21 protein-coding genes are annotated in these 21,494 nt (G+C 66.7%); 6 read left to right on the top strand and 15 right to left on the bottom strand.

Annotated elements, in window-relative coordinates:
• Window positions 1-15: 15 nt before the first annotated feature.
• Together rplM and ACYVG2_RS00265 are read right to left on the bottom strand one after the other, a co-directional pair.
• Entirely contained in the window at window positions 16-462 is a 447-nt protein-coding gene (rplM, locus tag ACYVG2_RS00270; RefSeq protein ID WP_448710886.1) for a 50S ribosomal protein L13, read from the bottom strand.
• A gap of 179 nt (window positions 463-641) precedes the next feature.
• Entirely contained in the window at window positions 642-2,519 is a 1,878-nt protein-coding gene (locus ACYVG2_RS00265) for an acyltransferase family protein (RefSeq protein WP_460779149.1), read from the bottom strand.
• 53 nt (window positions 2,520-2,572) lie between these two features.
• Between ACYVG2_RS00265 and truA the strand changes: the two genes are divergently transcribed.
• Both truA and ACYVG2_RS00255 read left to right on the top strand, forming a co-directional pair.
• Window positions 2,573-3,424 (top strand): tRNA pseudouridine(38-40) synthase TruA, encoded by an 852-nt coding sequence (truA, locus tag ACYVG2_RS00260; RefSeq protein ID WP_460779148.1) that lies wholly within the window; start codon window positions 2,573-2,575, stop codon window positions 3,422-3,424.
• Window positions 3,425-3,468: 44 nt separating this feature from the next.
• Window positions 3,469-4,137 carry an endonuclease/exonuclease/phosphatase family protein gene (locus tag ACYVG2_RS00255; RefSeq protein WP_460779147.1) on the top strand — a complete coding sequence of 223 codons (669 nt, stop codon included), beginning with the start codon at window positions 3,469-3,471 and terminating at the stop codon, window positions 4,135-4,137.
• A 9-nt stretch (window positions 4,138-4,146) separates the two neighbouring features.
• On the opposite strand, the gene ACYVG2_RS00250 is transcribed toward ACYVG2_RS00255, so the two are convergent.
• The 3 genes from ACYVG2_RS00250 to ACYVG2_RS00240 are packed head-to-tail and all read right to left on the bottom strand — an operon-like array spanning window position 4,147 to window position 6,808.
• Window positions 4,147-4,824 (bottom strand): methionine ABC transporter permease, encoded by a 678-nt coding sequence (locus tag ACYVG2_RS00250; RefSeq protein WP_448964103.1) that lies wholly within the window; start codon window positions 4,822-4,824, stop codon window positions 4,147-4,149.
• Window positions 4,821-5,885 (bottom strand): methionine ABC transporter ATP-binding protein, encoded by a 1,065-nt coding sequence (locus ACYVG2_RS00245; protein ID WP_460779146.1) that lies wholly within the window; start codon window positions 5,883-5,885, stop codon window positions 4,821-4,823. The genes ACYVG2_RS00250 and ACYVG2_RS00245 overlap by 4 nt, the downstream gene beginning before the upstream one ends.
• Window positions 5,882-6,808, bottom strand: coding sequence for a MetQ/NlpA family ABC transporter substrate-binding protein (locus tag ACYVG2_RS00240; RefSeq protein ID WP_460779145.1), 927 nt, complete (start codon window positions 6,806-6,808; stop codon window positions 5,882-5,884). Before ACYVG2_RS00240 ends, ACYVG2_RS00245 begins: the two co-directional genes overlap by 4 nt.
• Window positions 6,809-6,896: 88 nt before the next feature.
• Between ACYVG2_RS00240 and ACYVG2_RS00235 the strand changes: the two genes are divergently transcribed.
• Entirely contained in the window at window positions 6,897-8,210 is a 1,314-nt protein-coding gene (locus ACYVG2_RS00235) for a M20/M25/M40 family metallo-hydrolase (RefSeq protein ID WP_460779144.1), read from the top strand.
• 45 nt (window positions 8,211-8,255) lie between these two features.
• Window positions 8,256-10,346, top strand: coding sequence for a bifunctional lysylphosphatidylglycerol flippase/synthetase MprF (locus ACYVG2_RS00230; protein ID WP_460779143.1), 2,091 nt, complete (start codon window positions 8,256-8,258; stop codon window positions 10,344-10,346).
• Window positions 10,347-10,384: 38 nt separating this feature from the next.
• Here ACYVG2_RS00230 and ACYVG2_RS00225 read toward each other — a convergent pair whose 3' ends face one another.
• The gene (locus ACYVG2_RS00225) at window positions 10,385-10,756 is read right to left on the bottom strand and encodes a winged helix-turn-helix transcriptional regulator (RefSeq protein WP_366232689.1); all 372 of its coding nucleotides are present in this window, start codon (window positions 10,754-10,756) and stop codon (window positions 10,385-10,387) included.
• A gap of 93 nt (window positions 10,757-10,849) precedes the next feature.
• On the opposite strand from ACYVG2_RS00225, the gene ACYVG2_RS00220 reads away from it, so the two are divergent.
• The gene (locus ACYVG2_RS00220; RefSeq protein WP_460779142.1) at window positions 10,850-11,704 is read left to right on the top strand and encodes an SDR family oxidoreductase; all 855 of its coding nucleotides are present in this window, start codon (window positions 10,850-10,852) and stop codon (window positions 11,702-11,704) included.
• Window positions 11,705-11,806: 102 nt separating this feature from the next.
• Here the strand turns inward: ACYVG2_RS00220 and rraA are convergent, their stop codons facing one another.
• The 9 genes from rraA to ACYVG2_RS00175 all read right to left on the bottom strand — a co-directional run bounded on the left by rraA (window position 11,807) and on the right by ACYVG2_RS00175 (window position 20,308).
• Complete coding sequence (rraA, locus tag ACYVG2_RS00215) at window positions 11,807-12,274, bottom strand: ribonuclease E activity regulator RraA (protein ID WP_460779141.1); 468 nt, start codon at window positions 12,272-12,274, stop codon at window positions 11,807-11,809.
• A gap of 24 nt (window positions 12,275-12,298) precedes the next feature.
• Complete coding sequence (locus ACYVG2_RS00210; RefSeq protein WP_460779140.1) at window positions 12,299-12,625, bottom strand: DUF6385 domain-containing protein; 327 nt, start codon at window positions 12,623-12,625, stop codon at window positions 12,299-12,301.
• Window positions 12,626-12,638: 13 nt separating this feature from the next.
• Window positions 12,639-13,973 carry an FAD-dependent oxidoreductase gene (locus tag ACYVG2_RS00205; protein WP_460779139.1) on the bottom strand — a complete coding sequence of 445 codons (1,335 nt, stop codon included), beginning with the start codon at window positions 13,971-13,973 and terminating at the stop codon, window positions 12,639-12,641.
• Window positions 13,974-13,990: 17 nt separating this feature from the next.
• Complete coding sequence (locus tag ACYVG2_RS00200; RefSeq protein WP_460779138.1) at window positions 13,991-14,920, bottom strand: DUF6772 family protein; 930 nt, start codon at window positions 14,918-14,920, stop codon at window positions 13,991-13,993.
• 78 nt (window positions 14,921-14,998) lie between these two features.
• Complete coding sequence (locus tag ACYVG2_RS00195) at window positions 14,999-16,537, bottom strand: ABC transporter substrate-binding protein (protein ID WP_460779137.1); 1,539 nt, start codon at window positions 16,535-16,537, stop codon at window positions 14,999-15,001.
• Window positions 16,538-16,600: 63 nt separating this feature from the next.
• On the bottom strand, window positions 16,601-17,422 hold the full coding sequence (locus ACYVG2_RS00190; protein WP_460779136.1) for an ABC transporter ATP-binding protein: 822 nt from the start codon (window positions 17,420-17,422) through the stop codon (window positions 16,601-16,603).
• The gene (locus ACYVG2_RS00185; protein ID WP_460779135.1) at window positions 17,419-18,447 is read right to left on the bottom strand and encodes an ABC transporter ATP-binding protein; all 1,029 of its coding nucleotides are present in this window, start codon (window positions 18,445-18,447) and stop codon (window positions 17,419-17,421) included. Before ACYVG2_RS00185 ends, ACYVG2_RS00190 begins: the two co-directional genes overlap by 4 nt.
• The gene (locus tag ACYVG2_RS00180; RefSeq protein ID WP_460779134.1) at window positions 18,447-19,337 is read right to left on the bottom strand and encodes an ABC transporter permease; all 891 of its coding nucleotides are present in this window, start codon (window positions 19,335-19,337) and stop codon (window positions 18,447-18,449) included. The genes ACYVG2_RS00185 and ACYVG2_RS00180 overlap by 1 nt, the downstream gene beginning before the upstream one ends.
• Entirely contained in the window at window positions 19,334-20,308 is a 975-nt protein-coding gene (locus ACYVG2_RS00175; protein WP_460779133.1) for an ABC transporter permease, read from the bottom strand. Before ACYVG2_RS00175 ends, ACYVG2_RS00180 begins: the two co-directional genes overlap by 4 nt.
• Window positions 20,309-20,526: 218 nt before the next feature.
• Here ACYVG2_RS00175 and ACYVG2_RS00170 point away from each other — a divergent pair, with 218 nt between their 5' ends.
• Window positions 20,527-21,492, top strand: a complete 966-nt coding sequence (locus ACYVG2_RS00170) for a DUF6772 family protein (RefSeq protein WP_460779132.1) — start codon at window positions 20,527-20,529, stop codon at window positions 21,490-21,492.
• The last annotated feature ends 2 nt before the right edge of the window (window positions 21,493-21,494 follow it).

The raw sequence follows: 21,494 nt of genomic DNA, 5'->3' as shown, positions 1-21,494 counted from the left end.
GGGTCTTAGCGGCGCTTACTGGGCGACCTGGTCGAGGGTGTACGTCGTGGGCTGCTGAGCGGCGTGCGGGTGCTCGGCACCGACGTACACCTTGAGCTTGGTCAGCTGCTGACGACCGAGGCTGTTCTTGGGGAGCATGCCGCGGACGGCCTTCTCGACAGCGCGGATGGGGTTCTTCTCGAGGAGCTCCTCGTAGGAGACCTTCGACAGACCGCCCGGGTAGCCCGAGTGGCGGTACGCCATCTTCTTCTGGAGCTTCTGACCCGTCAGCGCGACCTTGTCGGCGTTGATGATGATGACGAAGTCACCCGAGTCGAGGTGGTTGGCGAAGGTGGCCTTGTGCTTGCCGCGCAGGAGTGCGGCGGCGTGCGAGGCGAGGCGACCGAGAACGACGTCATTGGCGTCGATGACGACCCAGTCACGCTGGATCTGCCCGGCCTTCGGGGTGTAAGTGCGCGTCACGATAGTGCTGCTTTCTTGTTCGAACGGAGGAGTTCGTGAATCCCACTCCGGGGTGGTTCTTCGCTATTGCTCGGAACACGCCAGTGGAGGGCTCACGTTCGCGGCACTCTGCAGTCGAGTACCAAAGGGATAGCCTACGGCATTTTCGTCTGAAGTGGGAATCGCGCCCACCGCGACCCTCATTCCGGGAACGGAACGTGGTGTGCGCGCCCGGACGGCGCCCGTTCGACGTCCTTCTCGGCGCGGATGCGGTCTTTCTCCGCCCGCTCCAACGCGCTCTCCACGGAATCGGCGAACACGTCGCCGCCGGCCTCGCCCGGATGGATGTCGTCGCCGGCGAGCAGTTCGGTGTGCGGTGCGATCGCGCCGGACCAGTCCGCGACCCAGACCGATCGGTGGCTGTCGGCGAAGGCCGCGAGGTCGGCGTTCACACCGGGTATCCAGTCGCGCGGCGCGTGCGCATTGACGAGGATCAGGTTGCGGTCCTTCCCCGCCACCTGCGACATCTGCTCGAGCACGCCCCAGTCGACGGGACCGTTCGTGCCGAGCGCCACCACCACGTTCTCGCGCAGCTCTCCCCGTGACGCGAGGTCGTCGAGGATGTCGGGGCCCGCCCAGATCGAGCGGGACACTTCGGCGTCGACCTCGATGCCGGGGAACTGCTCGTACAGCGACGGCGCGGATGCGAGCATGACCGAGTCGCCGACCGCCGTGATCTCCGTACCGTCGGGGATCTCGATCTGCTCCGGCTCACCGTCCGACTCGTCGGGCGCCGCCTTCGCGGCATCCCTCATGGCCTGCTCCCCCGCCGCGATCGCCGCGGCCGCGGACGTCGTCGGCGGCGCGGTCACGATCGCCGCCGCTGTTCCGCCCACGGCGACGACACCGAGTCCCAGCGCGGAGACTCCGGCGAGGCGCACCATCGGACGGCCGGTGATCCTCCGTTGCAGTGCACGCCAGGCGTGCCGGAATCCGTACCGGCGCAGCGGCTGTTCGACGAAGCGGTACGACAGCGCTGCCGCCCCGACCGACGCCACGAGCACGGCCGCCCCTGTCACCACCGGCACTCCGACCTCGGGGCCGGTCCCCTGCGTGGCGACCAGAGCCAGCACGAGGACGGGCCAGTGCCACAGATAGATGCCGTACGACCTCTCCCCGATCCACCGCAGCGGTGCCACGTCGAGGCCGCGCCCCCACCAGGATCCGGGCCACGTGCCCGCGAAGATCGTGAGCGCCGTTCCGACGGAGGCGAGCACGAGCACGCCCGTGATGGCAGCGTCCTCCGGCGCCAGCGCGGCGACGACGACGGCTGCCAGCCCGACCACCCCGAGGAGCATCGAACCGGCCTGCGCGCTGCGCCGCAGCATCCATTCCCTCTCCGGCATGTCCGCTGCGGCGAGCGCGAGGGCGATGCCCAGCAGCAGACCGAACGCGTGCGAGTCGGTGCCGAAGTACGCGCGCGTGACGTCGCCGCCGGCGACCAGCGCCGCCATCCACCATGCCGATCCGCCGGCGGCGACGAGCATGAGCGCCGCGCGCGTCCACCGCCCCGGGATCAGCAGCACCAGCGGAAGCAGCAGAGGCCACAGCACATAGAACTGCTCTTCGACGGCCAGCGACCAGACGTTGCGGAACAGCTCGGGCGCCGTCGCCGCGAAGTAGTCGCTGCCGCCCGCGACCGCGAGCCAGTTGTAGCTGAAGGTGGCAGCGCCCAGCACCTGCCGGCCGATGCCGACGAGCACATCGCCGCCCAGCATCCATGCCGCCGTCGCGCACACCGTGATCACGAGCGCGAGTGCCGGCAGCAGCCGCCGGGCGCGTCGGCGCCAGAAGTCGATCAGTCGACGGGGCGATCCGAGCGGTCCGAGACGCGAAGGACGCAGCAGCAGCGATGTGATCAGGAACCCGCTGATCACGAAGAACACGTCGACGCCGACGAAGCCCGACCGCACCGGTGAGGACGGGAAGAGGTGGAACGCCACCACGAGGATGACGGCCACCGCGCGCAGTCCGTCGAGTCCCGCGAAACGTCGAGGAGTGGAGTGAATGGGCGTCATGGTGAGGAGGGGGGACGGCTCGTGACCGAAGATTCCAGTCTAGGCTGGCCTTCGTGCGAATTCGGCTTGACATCGCCTATGACGGCACGCAGTTCCGCGGGTGGGCGACGCAGCCGGGGCTGCGCACCGTGCAGGGCACGCTCGAGGCAGCGCTGGCCCGCATCGTCGGCTCTGACGTGCGGCTCGTCGTCGCCGGGCGCACCGACGCGGGGGTGCACGCCGCCGGTCAGGTCGCGCATGTCGACCTCGACGACGAGCAGTGGTCGCGGATCCTCACGAGGCACGGACGCAGCTCGCACGACCCGGCAGGCTCGATCGCCGGGCGCATCCGCGGAGTGCTCGGAGCGTATTCCGACGTGACGGTGCACCGCTCGTCGTTCGCGCCCGACGGCTTCGACGCGCGTTTCTCCGCCGTCTGGCGCCGGTACCGCTACCGGCTCGCCGACGAGATCGCCGGCTACGATCCGGCCAGGCGGCTTGACACCACCAGCGTTCGCGGCGAGCTTGACGCTCTGGCGATGGATGCCGCGGCGCAGACCCTCATCGGACTGCATGACTTCGCCGCCTACTGCAAACCCCGCGAGGGTGCCACGACGATCCGCACCCTCCTCGATTACCGGTGGCACCGCGACGCCGACGGCGTGCTCATCGCCGAGGTGAAGGCCGACGCGTTCTGTCACAGCATGGTGCGCGCTCTCGTGGGCGCGTGCGTGGCCGTCGGCGAGCAGCGCCTCGACGTCGACGATCTCGTGGTGCTGCGCGACGCGCTCGAGCGCACGAGCGAGTTCAAGGTGCTCGCTGCCCGCGGCCTGACACTCACCGAAGTCGGCTACCCCGCCGACGACCTGCTCGCCACCCGCGCCGAGCAGACCCGCGCGCGACGCGACAGCGGCGACTCGGCCTGATTTCGACACCTCCGGTTCAGACGAACGCAGTAGCGTTGTGATCGATGAAGGTGATCTCGTACAACCTGCGGAAGCATCGTGCGGCGACCGAGCTCGCGGAGCTCATCGCCGACCACGAGCCGGACATCCTGTGCCTGCAGGAGTGCGACGTCGAGGCGCTCCCGGACGAGATCGCGGGACTCGCGCTCGCGGATGCCACTCAGGGGAACCGACTCGGACTGGCGCTCTACTACCGCATGAACACGTTCCGGCTCCTGGCGATGCGCACCTTCGGGCTGAAGAAGTCGTTGCACGATCGCGTGCTGAAGCCGGCGCACGAGCGGGTGCTCGGCGTCCACCTGCAGGACATCGACAACGGCCGCGAGCTGATCGTGGCGTCGTTCCACGCGGCGCCGCTCACCGCACTCAACTCGCTGCGCCGCAACCAGATCCGCGCCGCGCTCACGGAGCTCGAGTCCATGGCGCACGGGGCGCCCGTGCTCATGGTGGGCGACTACAACTACCCGGTGTTCAAGGAGAACCTCGGCCAGACGATCCGCGACCACGGCTACACGCTGACCCTCAGCGACGAGCGCACCTACACGCGCTACCGCGTGTTCAAGGGCCACTACGACTTCGCGACGTCCGACGGCTTCACCATCGACCGGATCCAGACGCTGCCGCAGCGCTCCAGCGACCACCGGCCGATCCTGATCACGGCCGCCGTCGACTAGCGCGGCGATCTAACGCCGCAGCACGCGCTGGGCGAGCCAGTTGCCGAAGATCTGCCCGACCTGCACGATCACGATGATGATCGCGACCGTCACCCAGGTCGCCTGCTGATCGAACTGGTTGTAGCCGTAGATGATCGCGAAGTTGCCGAGTCCACCGCCGCCGATGTATCCCGCCATGGCCGACATGTCGACCACTGCAATGAACATGAACGTGTAGCCGAGGATCAGCGGCGCCAGCGCCTCGGGGATCACGACGCCGAACAGGATCGACAGTCGCTTCGCACCGATCGCGAGCGCGGCCTCGACGACGCCGGGATCGACGGCCACGAGGTTCTGCTCGACCACGCGCCCGATCACGACCGCGGCCATGATCGTCATCGGCACGATCGCCGCCTCGGTGCCCAGCGTCGTCCCGGCGACGAGCTTCGTGACCGGCCCGACGGCGGTGAGGAAGATGATGAACGGGATCGGCCGGATGACGTTGATCACGAGATTCATCACATTGAAGACGATCCGGTTGCCGAACAGGTTGCCCGGCCGAGTGGCGTAGAGCACGGCACCGATCAGAAGCCCGGCGACGCCGCCGATCACCAGGGTGACCGCGACCATGTACACGGTCTCCTGGATCGACTGCAGCAGCACCGGCGTCAGCGAATCCCAGTTCGCGAGCGGCTGGATGCCCGTCATGAGACGCCCTCCGATCCGGATGCGGCGACCTGCGACCCCGTGCCGCGCAGCACCGAGACCTTCGTGCGCGCCGAGAGCTCCCCCACGGCTTCTGCGACAGCATCCGCCCCCGCCTGCAGCCGGTACGTGAGCGTTCCGAGCTGCCGCCCGCGGATGTCCGTGACGCCGCCGAAGACGACCGCGCGCCGCACTCCGTGCTTCTCGAACACCTCGTCGATGTCCTCGCTGGTGAACTCGTTGACGTCGACGCTCACGAGAGTGCCACCGCCCACGAGCAGGGATTCCAGGGTGTCGCCCGCCGGCACGCCCTGCGTGACGGCGGCGACGAAGCGCTCGGTAAGCTCGGCACGCGGATGCGCGAACACGCGATACGTGTCGCCGCTGTCGACCACGCGTCCGCCGTCCATCACGACGACCTGATCGCACAGCTCGTGCACGACCGAGATCTGGTGGGTGATGACGACGATCGTGATCCCTAGTCGACGATTGATCTCCTTGAGCAGCGCCAGCACCTCGCCGGTGGTCTGCGGATCGAGCGCGCTGGTCGCCTCATCCGCGAGCAGCAGTTCAGGGTTGGCCGCGATCGCGCGGGCGATGCCGACCCGCTGCTTCTGCCCGCCCGAGAGCGCCCGCGGATACCGGCCGGCCTTGTCGCCGATGCCGACGAAATCGAGAAGTTCGGCGACGCGGGGCGCGATGTCCTCCCGTTTCCAGCCCGCGACCTTGAGCGGATACGCGACGTTGCCGCGCACCGTGCGGGAGCCGAAGAGGTTGAACTGCTGGAAGATCATGCCGATGCGTGCGCGCAGACCGCGCAACTCGGTCTCGGACGCGCTGCCGACATCGACGCCGAGCACGTTCACGCTGCCGTCGGTCGGCTTCTCCAGCCCGTTGATCAGCCGGACCAGCGTCGATTTGCCCGCTCCGGAGTATCCGATGACGCCGACGATGGACCCCCGCTCGACGTCGAGATCGACCTCTTCCAGGGCATCGACGACGGGCCCCCGCCGCGTTCCGGGGAACGCTTTGGAGACCCGATCGAACGAGATGATTCCGGTCACTGCTGCGCGCGCAACGTGTCTTCGAGGCCGGTGAGCTCCTTCTGGAGGTCGGCGGCGGTCCAGTCGCCCTTGAACTGCAGGTTGCCCTGGTTCAGCTCGGTGACGGCCTCTTCGACCTCGGGCGAGTGGTACGCCTCGATGAGCTTCTCCCAGCGCGGGTCGTCCTTGTTCTCGTCCTTGACGACGAACGCGTTGATGTACGGCGCGAGCTCGGGGTTGTCGAGGTCTTCCTTGAAGATGATCAGGTCGTCGCCGAGCCCGCCCTTCTGCGCCTGGGTGTTGTTCACGATCGCGGCCTGGGCGCTGCCGTCCTTGAGCGCGGTGACCGTCTGATTCGAGTCGACCGGCAGGATCTCGATCTTCTGGGACGTGATGTCGGCCTCGGTCGAGAAGGCGTCGCCGCCGTCCTTCAGCTCGAGCAGGTCTGCGCGCTGCAGGTTCAGCAGGGCGCGGGCGAGGTTGGTGGGGTTGTTCGGGAGCGCGACGGTCGCGCCCTCGGGGATCTCCTCGACGCTCTTGTACTGCTCGGAGTACAGCGCGAGCGGGTACACGGCGGTCGCGCCGACCGGCACGAGCGTGCCACCGCTGTTGACGTTGAAGTCGGAGAGGAAGATCAGGTGCTGGAACAGATTGACGTCGAGCTCGCCGTCCTGCACGCCCTGGTTGAGCTGCACGGCGTCGGTGATGGTGCGCACCTCAAGCTCGATGCCCTCTTCGGCGAGCTTGTCCTTGAGGATCGTCCAGTGCTGCTCGGTGCCGTCATCCGCACCCAGCACGATCTTGGTCTCGTCGGCCGCGCCGTCGGCGGAGTCGCCTCCGGTACCGCCGCCACCCGCGCACGCCGCCATCGACATGGTCAGCGCGCCGGCTGCCAGCACGCCGAGGGCGGAAAGGATCTTGTTCTTCGCACGGGAGTTGTTCACGAGAATGAGTGAATCACGCACCCCGCGCATCACCGATTCTGACGGTAACGGCGCGTAACGCGCGGGCTCCGCCGCATACGCTGAGGTCGTGACCCTCAGTCAGCTCGAGCAGGAGACGCTCGACTTCGTGCGCGATCTCATCCGCATCGACAGCGTGAACACCGGCGACCTCGCGACGATCGGCGACGGCGAGACCAGGGCGGCGCGCTTCGTCCAGGCGAGGCTGGAAGAGGTGGGGATCGAGACGACGTTCGTCGAGCCCGTTCCCGGTCGAGGGAGTGTGATCGCCCGCCTTCGCGGGTCGGATCCGTATGCCGGTGCCCTGATCGTGCACGCGCACCTCGATGTGGTGCCGGTGGATGCTGCGGGCTGGACCCACCCGCCGTTCGGCGCCGAGATCGCAGACGGCCTGCTCTACGGCCGCGGCGCCGTCGACATGAAGAACTACGCGGGAGTGACCCTGGCGGTGGCGCGGCACTTCGCGCGCTCCGGCATCCGCCCGCGACGCGATCTGATCTTCGCCTTCCTCGCCGACGAGGAGAGCGGCGGAGTGTGGGGCGCCTCGTGGCTGGTCGACAACCGCGCGGAGCTGTTCGCCGGAGCGACCGAGGCGATCAGCGAGGTCGGCGGATTCTCGGTGCCGCTCGTGGAAGGACGCAGGGCGTATCTGCTCGCGACGGCCGAGAAGGGCGTCGGCGGACTCAGGCTCACGGCGCGCGGGGAGGCGGGGCACGCATCGCGGCCGCTGCCGAGCGACCCGGTGCCGCAGCTCGCGGGCGCGGTCGCGCGGATCGGCGCGCATCGATTCCCCGTCGTGCGTACTCCGGCGCTGGCCCGATTCCTCTCCGTTGTCGGCGAGGCGCGGGGCACGGTCTTCAGCGACGAGAACCTGGATGCCGAGCTGGAACAGCTCGGATTCGTCGGCCGGGTCATCGCCGCCGCCGCACGGAACACGGCGGCGCCGACCGTGCTGCGTGCTGGCGACAAGAGCAACATCATCCCCGGCAGCGCCGAGGCCGTCGTCGACTACCGGGCGCTGCCCGGCGGCGATGACGAGCTGCTCGCCGAGGTCTCCCGTCTCGCCGGTGACACCGTCGACGTCGAGCGCCTGCGGTCGATGCATCCGATCGCTTCGCCCATCGACGGCCCGTTCGTCGACACGGTATCCGCCGCCCTCACGGCCGAGGACCCGGACGGTGTCGTCGTGCCCTACCTGCTGCCGGCGTCCACAGACAACAAGCATTTCGCCCGTCTCGGCGTGCACGGGTACGGATTCGTGCCGCTGCGGGTGCCGGAGGACTTCGACGTCTACGGGCAGTTCCACTCGGCTGACGAGTGCGTGCCGGTGGAGAGTCTGTACTTCAGCGCCCGCGTCACGGCGGCGATTCTCCGGGCGGCGTAGCGCGAACCGTTGCCCCGCACCTCGATGCGTCGATACGTTGAAGGCATGAGCACAGCCGAGGCAACGGAATCCCGCTCGACATCCTCCGCGATCCTCGGCGCCGCCCGACGGATCCCGGCGACGCTCGCATTCGTGGCGGTGATCCTCATCGTCGGTGTCGCCGGTCAGGGACTCTGGCGGCCGCTCGCCGGCACCGACCTGTTCGACGCGGTGGCCTACGGGCTGCCGGCCCTTGAGCAGGGCCGGTGGTGGACGCCGATCACCGGCACGTTCTTCGTGATCCAGCCGTGGGTGTACATCCCCACGATCCTCGGATTCTGGGGCATGGCCTACCTCGAGCATCGCCGCGGCTGGCGGGTCGCATTGCTCTACTACTGGATCGGCCAGCTGTTCGCGATCCTCGGATCCGCACTGCTGCTGACCGGCGGGCGTGCGCTGCCGTGGCCGTGGGCGCAGCAGCTGGCGCAGACGCTCGACGTCGGCGCCTCGGGCGGCACGATGGCGTGCATCGCCGCGGCGGTCGGGCTCTTCGCCGCGCCGTGGCGGCAGCGGGCATGGTTCGTCGTACTCGGATTCGCAGCGATCAGCCTGCTCTACCTCGGCACCCTCGCCGACGTCGAGCACGCCTTGGCCATCCTGCTCGTACTGTCGGTCGATCGATCCCTGCGGGTGCAGCGCACGACAGTCCACGAGCAGCGGATGCTCGCCGTGAACATCGTCGTCGCGCTCGGCATCGTGCAGCTCATCGTGATGCTCCTCCCGACGAACGGTCCGTTCGGCACGACCGATCTCTGGCTCGAGACCGCCCTGCCCGACGTGCTGTTCGACACCGCCGTGATCCTCGTGATCGCGGCGGGGCTGTGGCGCGGTCGCCGCTGGGCCTGGATCATCGCGATCATCCTCGCGGCGATCAACATCGTCGTCGGCGGTCTCGCCATCGTGCTGCACGCGCTGCTCCTCGTGGTGGACGACGGTTCGATCGACGACGTCCAGGGCGACCTCGACGTCACGGTCTCCGCCGGGATCCTCTGGTTCGCCTATCTCGTCTTCCTCATCGTCACGCGTGCGGCGTTCCGCGTGTGGCGGCGCCCCCGTAGCCTCGGCGGCGATCAGGTGAGCGTCGACGATGTGAAGCAGACCATCCGGGACAACGGCGGCGGCACGCTGTCGTGGATGACCACGTGGGACAACATGGAGTACCTGCGCACGTCGTCGGGCGGGATCGTGCCGTTCCAGTTGCGCTCCGGTGCGGCGATCGCGCTCGCCGACCCGCTCGGCCCGCCCGAAGCTCACGCGGATGCGGTGCGCGAGTTCATCGGCGCGGCCGAGGCGCACGCCGTCACGCCATGCTTCTTCAGCGCATCCGCGCGCACACGCGAACTTCTTCCCGATGGGTGGCAGGCGCTCACCGTCGCTGACGACACGATCATCGACCTCGCCGGCCTCACCTTCCAGGGCAAGGCCTGGGCGCGGGTGCGTCAGTCGTTCAGCCGCGCCGAGCGCGAGGGGATGACCTTCCGCCTGACCACGCTCGCCGAGGTCAGCTGGGGCACGCGGCAGCAGCTCAGGGCGATATCGGAGTCGTGGGTGGGCGACAAGGGTCTGCCAGAGATGCGTTTCACGCTCGGAACCCTGCACGAGGCAGAGGACCCCGAAGTGCGGCTCGCCCTCGCGATCTCGCCGGAGGGCGACGTCGACGGGCTGCTCAGCTGGCTCCCGGTCTATGGCGCCGGCGGGCGGATCGTCGGATGGACGCTCGACCTCATGCGTCGTCGCGACGGCGGCTTCGGTGCGGTGATGGAGTTCCTGATCGGCTCGTCAGCGAAGGCGTTCTCGGAGGAGGGCGCCGAGATCCTCTCGCTGTCCGGCGCACCGCTCGCGCACGAGTCACCGGTGGACGAGGGCGCCATCGCATCGTTGCTGTCGAGGATGGGCGGGATGCTGGAGCCGGTCTACGGATTCCGCTCGCTGCACCAGTTCAAGAAGAAGTTCAATCCCCGCTACGAGCCGATCTACCTGCTGTACCGCGACGAAGGCGACCTCGCGCGCATCGGCAGCGGTCTGACCAGGGCGTTCCTGCCCGATGCGACCCTGCGTCAGCTCACGGCCGCGGGTGTGGATCTGATCCGCAGCTGAAGTAGCACGGGCGCGGCGGTCACGAGGCCCGGGGCGACTCAGGCGCCTTCGCGTCCCAGCATCCGGTCGGAGTTGTCGGCGACCCAGGCGACCAGCGGCAGCATGCGTTCCATGAGGTCGACGCCGAGCGGCGTCAGGCTGTACTCGACGTGCGGGGGGACGGCCGGGAAAGACTCGCGATGCACGAGCCCGTCGCTCGCGAGGGTGCGCAGCGTCGAGGCGAGCATCTTCTCGCTGATGCCGTCGACCTCGCGGCGCAGCTCTCCCCAGCGGCGCGTGCCGTCGGACAGGCTGGAGAGCACGAGCACTCCCCACTTGCTCATGATGTGATCGAGAACGACTCTCGTGCTGCAGCCGTCTTCGAAGACGTTCGGAATGGATTCCTTTATCTGCGCAAAACTGACGTTCATGTGGGTACCTTACTTCAAAGTGGGTACCCTCGGATCGGAATGTCATGAGCCGTGACGGGTTGTCATCGGAGACCGCTCCTCGAAAGGAATCCCATGACCATTCTCATCACCGGTGCGACCGGACAGCTCGGCCGCCTCACGATCGACAGCCTGCTCGCGCGCGGCGCCGACCCGCAGACGATCATCGCCGGCGCCCGTGACGTCTCGAAGGCCGCGGATCTCGCCGATCGCGGCATCCGCGTCGTGGCGTTGGACTACGACGACACGGCATCCGTCAGCGCGGCGCTCGACGGCGTCGACTCGGTGCTGCTCATCTCGGGCTCCGAGGTCGGCCACCGCGTACCGCAGCACAAGGCCGTCATCGACGCGGCCAAGGCGGCCGGCGTCAGCAAGCTCGTCTACACGAGCGCCCCGAAGGCCACGACGAGCGACCTGATCCTCGCCCCGGAGCACAAGGCGACCGAGGAACTGATCGCCGCATCCGGCGTCCCCTCCGTGATCCTGCGCAACAACTGGTACACGGAGAACTACGCCGGAAGCGCGGCGCAGGCCGCCGAGACCGGTGTGCTCGCCGCGAGCGTCGGCGAGGGCAAGGTCGCGTCTGCGAGCCGGCGCGACTTCGCGGATGCCGCGGCCGTCGTTCTGCTCGAAGACGGCCACATCGGCGAGGTGTACGAACTCGCCGGCGACGCCGCCTGGGACTTCTCTGAGCTGGCCGCAGCGATCGGCGAGGTCGCCGGACGCCCGGTCGAGTATCGGGCGCTGTCCACCGACGAGCACACAGCGCAGCTGGCTGCAGCCGGCCTCGACGAGGGCACGATCGGCTTCGTGACGGGCCTGGATGCCGGCATTCGCGGCGGCGCGCTCGGCGACACCGACGGCACGCTCGCGCGCCTCATCGGCCGACCGACGACTCCTCTCGTCGAGGGTCTGCGCGCAGCCGTCTAAGGCGCGCGCCGGACCTCCGGCTCACCGTTCAGGTCGCACTTTCTGTCGTCATGCGCGCGCTGTTCCGACGAAAAGTGCGACCTGAACGCGTTGGTCAGTAACTCAACGCTCGACGAGGATGCCGTCCTCGTCGCTGTACAGGTGAGCTCCCACCCGGAACCGCACTCCCCCGAACGACACGTCGACGTCGACCTCGCCGGCGCCGAGCTTCGCGCTCTTGCGCGGATTGGTGCCGAGAGCCTTCACGCCGAGATCCAACCCGTTGATCGCGACGCTGTCGCGGATCGCGCCGTTGATGACGACGCCGGCCCAGCCGTTCTCCACCGCCGATGCTGCGATCAGGTCGCCCATCAGTGCGGTGTTCAACGAGCCGAGCCCGTTGACCACGAGCACCGCCCCGTCGCCGGGGGTCGCGAGCATGGTCTTCACGAGCGCGTTGTCCTCGTGGCAGCGGATCGTGCGGATCGGACCGTCGAATGCGGCTCTGCGACCGAAGCTGCGCAGCTGCAGCGGGAGCGACTGGAGCCCTTCTCCGTACTCATCGTACAGGTCTGCGGTGGCTTGGGTCATGGCGTCATTGTGGCATGAGCGCACTCATCCCTTGCCGTTGACGTGCACGAGGACGCGTGCCGTCGCCTCTTTCGTCGCTCCTCTCAGCGTGACACGCAGCCAGTTCCCGAACGTTTTGAGCGACAACTCGGCGATCATGGATTCGGCGTCCAGCACCACCGTCTCGCCGCGCTGGATCCAGTGGATGCCGTCGGGCGAGATCTCGGTCGCGAGATGCAAGTCGGGATGGTCGCCCTCGGTCTGTACGAAGATCACCGCCTCGCTGGCCCAACCGGCCTCATAGGGCTGCGTGGCGTAGTCGCCGTCGAGCACTATGCGTCGGGCGATGACGGATGTGTTCGTCTGCTGCATGGGTCTCTCCTGTTCAGCTCTCGGCGGCGAACGCCGTGACGTTGTCGAAGTCGATGATCGCGTCCTGTTGGATGAGGGTTGCTCGCAGCACGTCGAAGTCGAGTTCAGACATCGACAAGTGGTCGCGCACCGCGAGAGCGGTGGCAGTACCCGCCCCCTGCCCCATCGCCATGCAGGTCGCCATGACCCGCACCGAGCCGAAGCCGGGGCCGTCGGCGCATATTGTCCGCCCCGCCGTCATGACGTTCTCACTGCGCTGCGGCACGAGGGAGCGCAATGGCACGTTGTATGGGCGACGCAGGATCACGAGATCGTTCTGGTCGATCGAATCGGTGTGATGGATGTCGATGGTGTGCGCCCCCTTCGCGATCGTGTCGGGGAACGGCTTCGGGTCGACGATGTCATCCTCGGTCAGCTCGTACAGCCCGACGATGTGATGCGTCTCGCGCACCCCGGTCTGGATACCGGACTTCGCCAGCCATGCGTCGCGGAACTCCGGGAACTCGCGCCGCAGTACATCGATGACGACGTGCATCTTCTCGCGCAGGCTCGTCTCGGTGCGCGAGAACCATTCCGGATCGCTCGCGTCGGTCGGTTCGCGCAGCACGTTGATGCTCACCATGCCCTCGTGGAAGAACTGGTTGATCCACGGACCGCCGAACAACGGGAACTCTCCGGCGCCGTGCAGCTCTGAGAGGCGGGCGCGGATCGACTCCGACACAGGAAGGATTCCATCGACAGCGTCGCCGAAGACGTACTCCAGCGCAGCGGTGTCGACGCCGCCGAGTTGGAACCACAGTGAGGCGGGCTGCAGCACGTCTCCCTTGGTCGTCGGCAGGCCCGCCGCACGCACGACATCCGCGTCTCCGGTGCAGTCGATGACGGCCTCGCACCTGTACGCGACCCTCCCGGCCTTGTTCTGCACGACCACATGGCTCACGCGCCCGCCCTCGCCTACGACGTCGGCGAACCATGTGTGCAGGAGCAGCGTGACGCCGCTCTGCAGCAGCAGCCGCTGCGCGGCGAGCTTGAAGATCTCGTCGTTCACGGGCCAGTTCCCGCTGTCGCGGTCGAGTTCCGCTCCCCCGAGCTCAGCGGCGATGCGCACCAGCTCGAGCGGGATTCCGCCTACGTGCTGCCGACCCGAGACGCGGAACTCGCTGATCGGTGTGACCAGGGCGCTCGTCGACATCCCGCCGACGAATCCGTACCGTTCGATCAGCAGCGTCCTGGCGCCGTTTCGTGCTGCTGCCACCGCCGCGATGACGCCGGCGGGTCCTCCGCCTGAGACCACCACGTCGTACTCGCCGACGACGGGGGTCTCCCTCGCCGGTTCACTGATGAACACTGTCGGCTGCTCCGCTCTCACTCGCACGAGTAGACGACCGAGTCGAGGAAAAGGCTCACCGAACGGTCGGTGTCGGTCTCGACGAAGAAGATCGGGTTGATGAGGTCTTTGATCGATTTGTAGCCGGGCACGAGCGTCGGGCTGAGAGTGCGCATGTCGAACACCTGATCCATCGACTGCAGTTCGACGTACTGGCGCGCCTTCACGTCGACAGTGAGGCGGAAGTAGAGCCAGTTGATCTTGTCCGGGCTCTCGTTGTAGAGCAGATCCTGCTCACCATCCGGAATCCACTGGAACCCATCGCCTGATCCGTCTTCGAAGCGGCGGCCGTACCACTGGTTGTCGACGCCGGGCACGCACCAGCCGTTCTCGACGCCGAAGTTCCAATCCTCGTGCGTCACTCCGTCGGCGACCCGGTAATACTGCCACCTCTTCACGGGTCTGCCACCGAGCGCGTTGACGTAGCGCACACCTGGCATGTACCGGTGCTGGTCGTCCTGTACGTCGAAGAAGAAGCCGATCGCACGGATGTCTTCTTCGCCGAGCCCTTCGCGATCCTGCGTCGGCGTGTAGGAGTACCAGGCCTCGATCTGGATGTAGCGCGGGTCTCCGAAACGCGACAGGCGTTTGATGGCGTGGCCCATGCTCCCAGGACGGGGCGGCTCCGTGTGCGGACCGCCAGTCGGTGCGGTGGTGAGCTTGAGCGAGTACGTGCCCTCCATCGATCCGCTGGAGGACGCGAATCGCATCGAGGCGGAACTCAGCTGCGTCGCCGGCCAGCTACCGAGATCGACCGCCGAGTCGAAGGACTCGTAGTCCTGATAGACGTAGTTCGGAGTGAGATCGAGCCAGCCGTTGTAGCCGGTGTCGAAATCGTCGTAGGTGATCACGCGCGCGAGCGGGTTGAAGCGCTCAAGGCCGCGGTCGTAGCTGAGGAAGCGTTCCATTATGGGTTTCTCTCCAGTGCACAGAGGGGCGGGCCGCGTGCGACGGGAGCGCTGCGCGCCGCTCCCGTCGCACGTGGATCACTGCTGCGTGAGATACACCGTGCTGAAGTCGATGAACTCGGTCGGCGGGATCTCCAGCCCCTCCACGTTCGATCGGGCCGCGACGTTCGCCTTGACCTGGAACAGCGGGATGGCAGGCACGTCGGCTGCCATGATGTCGACGACCTGCTGATACAGCTCGGTGCGCTCAGCCTCGTCAGTGGACTGCTGCGCCTGCGTCATCAGGGCGTCGAGTTCGGGGTTGCAGTACCCGAGCCGCGCAGCCGCGCAGCTGTAGAGACGGTTCAGTGTGTAATCGGCGTCACCGGTGATCGTCTGGTTCGGCTGCACGTCCATATCCCAGTTGAGGGCTGTGAACTCCGCGAGCCAGGTCGCGGCATCCATTCCCCTGGGCTCGACCGTGACGCCGATCTCATCCCACGCCGAGATCATCGCCTGCACGAGGTTGTTCGTGCCGGCGACACCCGTGTTGAAGATGATGTCGGTCTCGAACCCGTCGGCGTAACCCGCTTCGGCCAGCAGCTCCTTGGCGTGCTCCGGGTCGTACTCGGGCAGGTCGGCCGGGAGACAGCCGAAGGCGGACGACGGGCAGAACGATTCCATCGGAGAGACCGTGTCGCCGTACAGGCTCTTCAGGATCGTCGGAATGTCGAGCGCCTCCCACAGCGCGGTGCGCACACGCACGTCATCGAGCGGGGTGTGCTCGTTCTCGAACCACACGAACCAGTAGTTGAGGCTGTCGATCTGGGTGAGCTCGACGTCCGGCATCGACTCGATCGAGGCGATCTGGTCGAAGGGCACGTCGTTGACGACCTGCACCTCGTTGTTCGACAGCCCGGTCATCTTGGCGTTGATGTCGGGGATGATCTTGAACGTCAGCGTGTTCAGCTTCGCCTTCTCGCCCCAGTAGTCCTCGTTGCGCACCAGCGTCACGTGGTCGTCGGCGACGTAGTCGTCGATCACGAACGCGCCGGTGCCGACGGGCTCCGCCCACCACGCGTCATCCGTCGAGTGCGCAGCCTGCCCGATGTAGACCATCGACAGGATGCCGACGAGTGTGCCGGTCGGGGCGTTGGTGTTGATCACGACGGTGTGATCGTCGGTCGCCTGATAGTCCTTGATGACTGAGAGGGATGCGGCGAGCGCCTGCTGCTGAGCTATGTAGCGATCGAGCGAGCCCACGACGTCGGCTGCCGTGAACGGCGTGCCGTCGCTGAAGGTGACGTCCTCGCGGAGTGTGAACTCGAGACTCGTCGGCGTGGTCCACTCCCATTCGGTGGCGAGAACCGGGTTGATGCTCTCACCGTCGAACCGCACGAGCGGTTGCATGACGTTGGAGAGCACCTGGTTCATGCCGATCTCCAGCGGTGCCTTCGAGATGTCCAGAGCCTGGATGCCGTAGTTCGGCACGAAGGTGAGAACCTGTTGGTCGTCGGGAAGCGGATCTCCTGCGGCTCCTCCGCCGCCGCCTCCGCCGCCTGCACAGCCAGTGAGAGCGAGGCCGACGACAGCGGCCACCGCTGCGGCCTTCGCCAGCCTCTTGCGTAGAGATGTCATTACTGTCTCCTTTGATCTGCGTGACATGTGATGCAGCCTCTCGGTCGGGAAACCGTGAAGCGTCTATGGGGTCTGTTCGAGCCAGGGTCGAACGACAGGCACGGCGGCGAACAGCCGCTTGGTGTACGCGTCCTGCGGGTTCTCGAAAAGCTCGACCGCCGTTCCCTCCTCAACGACGACGCCGCGGTTGAGCACCATCACGCGGTCGCAGATGTGCTCGACGACCGACAGATCGTGCGAGATGAAGAGGTAAGCGAGGTTCAACTCGCGCTGCAGGTCATCGAGCAGATTCAGCACCTGCGCCTGCACGGACACGTCCAGAGCCGATACGGCCTCGTCGCAGATGATGAGCTTGGGTCGAAGCGCCAGTGCGCGGGCGATGCCGATGCGCTGACGTTGACCGCCGGAGAACTGGTGCGGATACCGGTCGGAATAGTCGGGGTTCAGGCCGACGCGCTCGAGCAGCCCTTTGACTTCGGCGGTCCACCGCGACCGCGGGACGAGGTCGCGGTGTACACGCCAGCCCTCCGCGATGATGTCGCGCACCGTGAGTCGCGGATTCAGCGATGCCTGCGGATCCTGGAAGATCATCTGCATCTGTCGGCGCACCGACTTCAACTGCCGCGGCGAGTAGTCGGTGATGTCCTGCCCGTCGAAACGGATCCGCCCCGCGCTCGGCTTCACGAGCCCGATCACGGTGCGCGCGACGGTCGATTTACCTGATCCGGATTCGCCCACGAGTCCGACCGTCTGTCCGGCCGACAGCTCGAAATTCACGTCGCTGACGGCGACGTTCTCCCCGGTCTTGCGCAGCAGGATGGATGAGCGGATCGGATAGGCCACCTTGAGGTTCTCCACCTGCAGCAGAGGTCCTGTCCCGGTCATTTCGCCAGCACCTCCTCGGAGCGGATGCAGGCGGCCAGATGCGGCGGCAGCCATCCGTCCGGCTGCCGCAGGGGCGGAACCGCCGCCTTGCATGCCTCTGTCGCGAACGGGCAACGAGGGTGGAAGGAGCAGCCGGTCGGCAGCGACAGCAGATTCGGCGGTGCGCCGACGATCGGCTTGAGTCGTTCCCCGATCGTGCTCGCGCTCGGGATCGAATCGAGCAGCCCCTGGGTATAGGGATGCGCCGGGTGGTCGTACATCTCCCTGATGCGGCCGGTCTCGACGATTCGCCCGGCGTACATGATCGCGGCGCGCTCTGCCACGTCGGCGACGACGCCCAGATCGTGGCTGATGAGGATCAGTGCCATCCCCGTCTCGGCCTGCAGATCGGCGAGCAGCGTCATGATCTGCGCCTGGACCGTGACGTCGAGCGCGGTGGTCGGCTCGTCGGCGATGAGCACTCGAGGCTCGAGAGCGATCGCCATCGCGATCATGATGCGTTGGCGCTGTCCACCGGAGAACTGATGAGGATAGTCGCGGATGCGTGTCTCGGCATCCGGGATTCCCACGCGTTTGAGTAGCTCGAGCGCTTTCGCCCATGCTTCACGCTTGCCCATGCCCCGGCGACGTCGGAACGGCTCGGCGATCTGATAGCCGATGCGGAACACCGGATTGAGCGAGCTCAGCGGATCCTGGAAGATCATCGCGATCTCGGTCGCGCACAGCTCGCGCACCTTCTTGATCGGCTGCGCGGCGAGGTCGGTGCCGCCGTACACGATCCTCCCGCCTGCGATCGAGCCCGCGGGCCGCGGCAGCAGTGCCATGATCGCCTGCGCGGTGACCGACTTGCCCGACCCGGACTCGCCGAGGATCGCCAGTGTCTCGCCCTCGGAGACCTCGAAGCTCACGCCGTCCAGTGCGCGTACGACACCGGCCGACGTGGAGAACTCGACGGCCAGATCCTGCACCGACAGCAGCGGCGTGCCCGACGACGTGGCGTCGCGCTCAGGTTGCGTCATCGTCATCATGCGCTCCTCAATCGAGGGTCGTAGTGGTCGCGGATCGCGTCGCCGAGGATGCCGGTCGCAAGTACGAGGATCAGCAGGGCCACACCGGGCAGCGTCGAGATCCACCACGCGGTGGTCATGTGCGCGGTGCCGTTCGCGATCGTGCTGCCGAGGCTCGGCACACCCAGCGGCACACCGACGCCGAGGAATGACAGCGCGGCTTCCGCGAGGATGACCTGGCCGAATTCGACGGTCAGGATCACCAGGATCGGTGCCATCGCACCAGGGAGAAGTGTGCGTGCGATCAGGTGCGTGTTGCCTGCACCGAGGGTGCGTGAGGCTTCGACGAACTCGCGCGTCTTGAGGGAGAGCACCTGGCCGCGTGTGACGCGGGCGATGATGACCCAGTTCGCGATCGAGAGCACGATGATGATGTTCCAGATGCCCTGGCCGAGGACCGAGGCGATCAGGATCGCCAGGAGGATCGCGGGGAAGGCGAGCTGGATGTCGGCGATGCGCATCAGGACCATGTCGAGCTTTCCACCGAAGTGGCCGGCGAGCATTCCGAGCAGCACGCCGACGAAGCCGGCGAACAGCAGGGTGCCTGCACCGACGACCAGGGACACCCTGGCGCCCTCCATCATCTGGGCGAAGAGGTCCTGGCCGACCTGGTCGGTCCCGAAGATCGCCACCGATCCGTTCGGGAGGGTCGATCCGGGAGGGAGCAACCGCGCTGTGACGTCCACCCGTAATGGGTCGAAGTCGTACAGGATCGGTACGAAGATCGCACCGACCACATAGAGGCCGATGACGATCAGCGGCAACGCCATTCGCAGGGCGACCGCTTTGCGCGTACGACGCGCCACCTGCATCGTCTGCAGCGCGATCGTGACAGGGGCTGCACTCATGATGCGAGCCTCACTCTCGGGTCGAGGTAGGCATAGACGAGGTCGACGATCAGGTTGATCACGACGAAAGCGGCGGCGATGATCACGACGCAGGCTTGCACGACGTTGTAGTCGCGGGCCAGGATCGCGGAGACGAGCAGGCGCCCGATCCCGGGGAACGAGAACACGGTCTCGGTGATGACCGCTCCACCCAGCAGTGTGCCGACTTCGAGGCCGACGACGGTGACGATGGGAATGAGTGCATTGCGGATCGCGTGCGGGAAGATGACGATCCGCTCCGGGAGCCCCTTCGCCCGCGCGGTGTTCACGTACCCCTCACCGTTGACCTCGAGGAGGCCGCTGCGGGTGAGGCGGGTCAGGATCGCGATGAACGGCAGCGCGAGGACGATCACGGGAAGGATCAGACTCTGCGGGCTGCTCAGCCCCGAGCTCGGCAACCACTGCAGCGTGCGAGAGAACACGAGGATCAGTACGACTCCGACCCAGAACCCGGGAAGCGCCTGGACGAGGATCGATCCGACGCTCACGACCCTGTCGGCGAACTTTCCTGCACGCAGAGCAGCGAGCAGCCCCAGCGGCAGGCTCACTGCGAGCGCGAGCAGGCAGGCGAGGAACGCCAGGAGGGCGGTATTGGGCAGGACTTGGCCGATCAACGTCATCGCCGGAACCCCCTGGCGGTACGAATCGCCGAACTGCCCCATCGCCGCCTGGCCGAGGAACTGCCCGTACTGGATGATCAGCGGCTGATCCAGGCCCAGTTCCTTGCGCAGCGCGGCCAACTGCTCGGCCGTCGCCGAATCACCCGCGATGAGAACTGCAGGATCTGCAGGTACGAGGCGGACGATCACGAAGACGACCGTCGCGACGCCCCAGAGCACGAAGACGGCGAGCAGGAGTCGCCGAACCGTGTATCCGAGCACTGTGCACCTCCACAGGACCGTCGACCGACCTTCGTCGATCAGGGTCCTCATCGATCCTGAACATTATCGTTCATGTAGATTCCCGCATCGGGCCCGCTTTGTCAACCGGCAACTTTTAGCCCGGTATTTCCGCGCGATTTGCGTCCTGACGACGCGTGAGGCATTCAACAGCGAGATCCGTTGACACATGATTACGATAACGCTAATGTTGCCCGCACGCGGTGCCGTCAACGGATGGCGGCGCCGAACCTCACGTCTAGGAGTCAACGGTGACAACACCACAAATCGCGGACACCGCAGCGGCGCTGCGAGACGCGATCCGCAGCAGCGACCCACGGCTGTCGAAATACAATCCCCTGTCTCGAATCCTCACGTTCGACGACTTCAATCACGGCGCGCATGGCTGGGTGGAGCTCGGAGGCAACTACAACGGGCGCGGCGACCTCGACTCGATGGACGAGCACTTCCGGGACTTCCGTCCGCCGCAGCTGTCGAATCAGAACTTCTTCGACGTCGGCACGCACGGGGGCATGACGGGCACCTACTCGTTGAAGCTCGCCACTCGGAACATCCCCGGTCATGCAGCCACCGCCATCCGGCGTCTGACGATGGCGGGTCGCGGACTCCTGCAGATCGAGGCGCACATCGCCTGGAAGGTCGAGGCGAACCTCGGCGGCGGCGAAGAGGCCAACAGCTACGGCGACATCACGTGGGATGCGAACTCGCATCCCACGGAGGCGCAGTTCGGATCGTTCACGGTCGCGACCGACCTCAGCCACGAGGGCGTGCGCTATCACAACGTCATGCGTTTCCAGAACGCTGACGAAGATGGCCGCATCATCCAGAAGTGGATGTACCCCACTGTCGCCGAACCCACTCCTCATGAGCGCTTCGAGGGCAAGCACGACTACGGCCGGTACTCGGACTTCACCGCCCCGAACCCGGAGGACTGGCGCTATCTCAGCGAAGAGCGCCAGGAGGCGTGCTTCAACGAGGTGCCGACCAAGGTGAACTGGCACTACGTGCGTTTCCTCATCGACACGACCACACGGTCGAACGTCGAACTCCAGTTCAACAACACGGTCTACGACCTGCGCGACGTTCCTGTGCCCCCTTACGCTGAGAAATACGAGTCGCTGGAGACACTGCTCAACTTCTACTTCTCTGTGCGCACCCTCGGCCCGCACCGTAACTTCCTGTTCCTCGACTCCGCCGTCATCTCGGCAGATTGGTGATC

Source organism: Microbacterium shaanxiense, from assembly GCF_054779995.1.
Note: the sequence above shows the minus strand (reverse complement) of the source record. Positions and strands in the feature narration are given on the sequence as shown.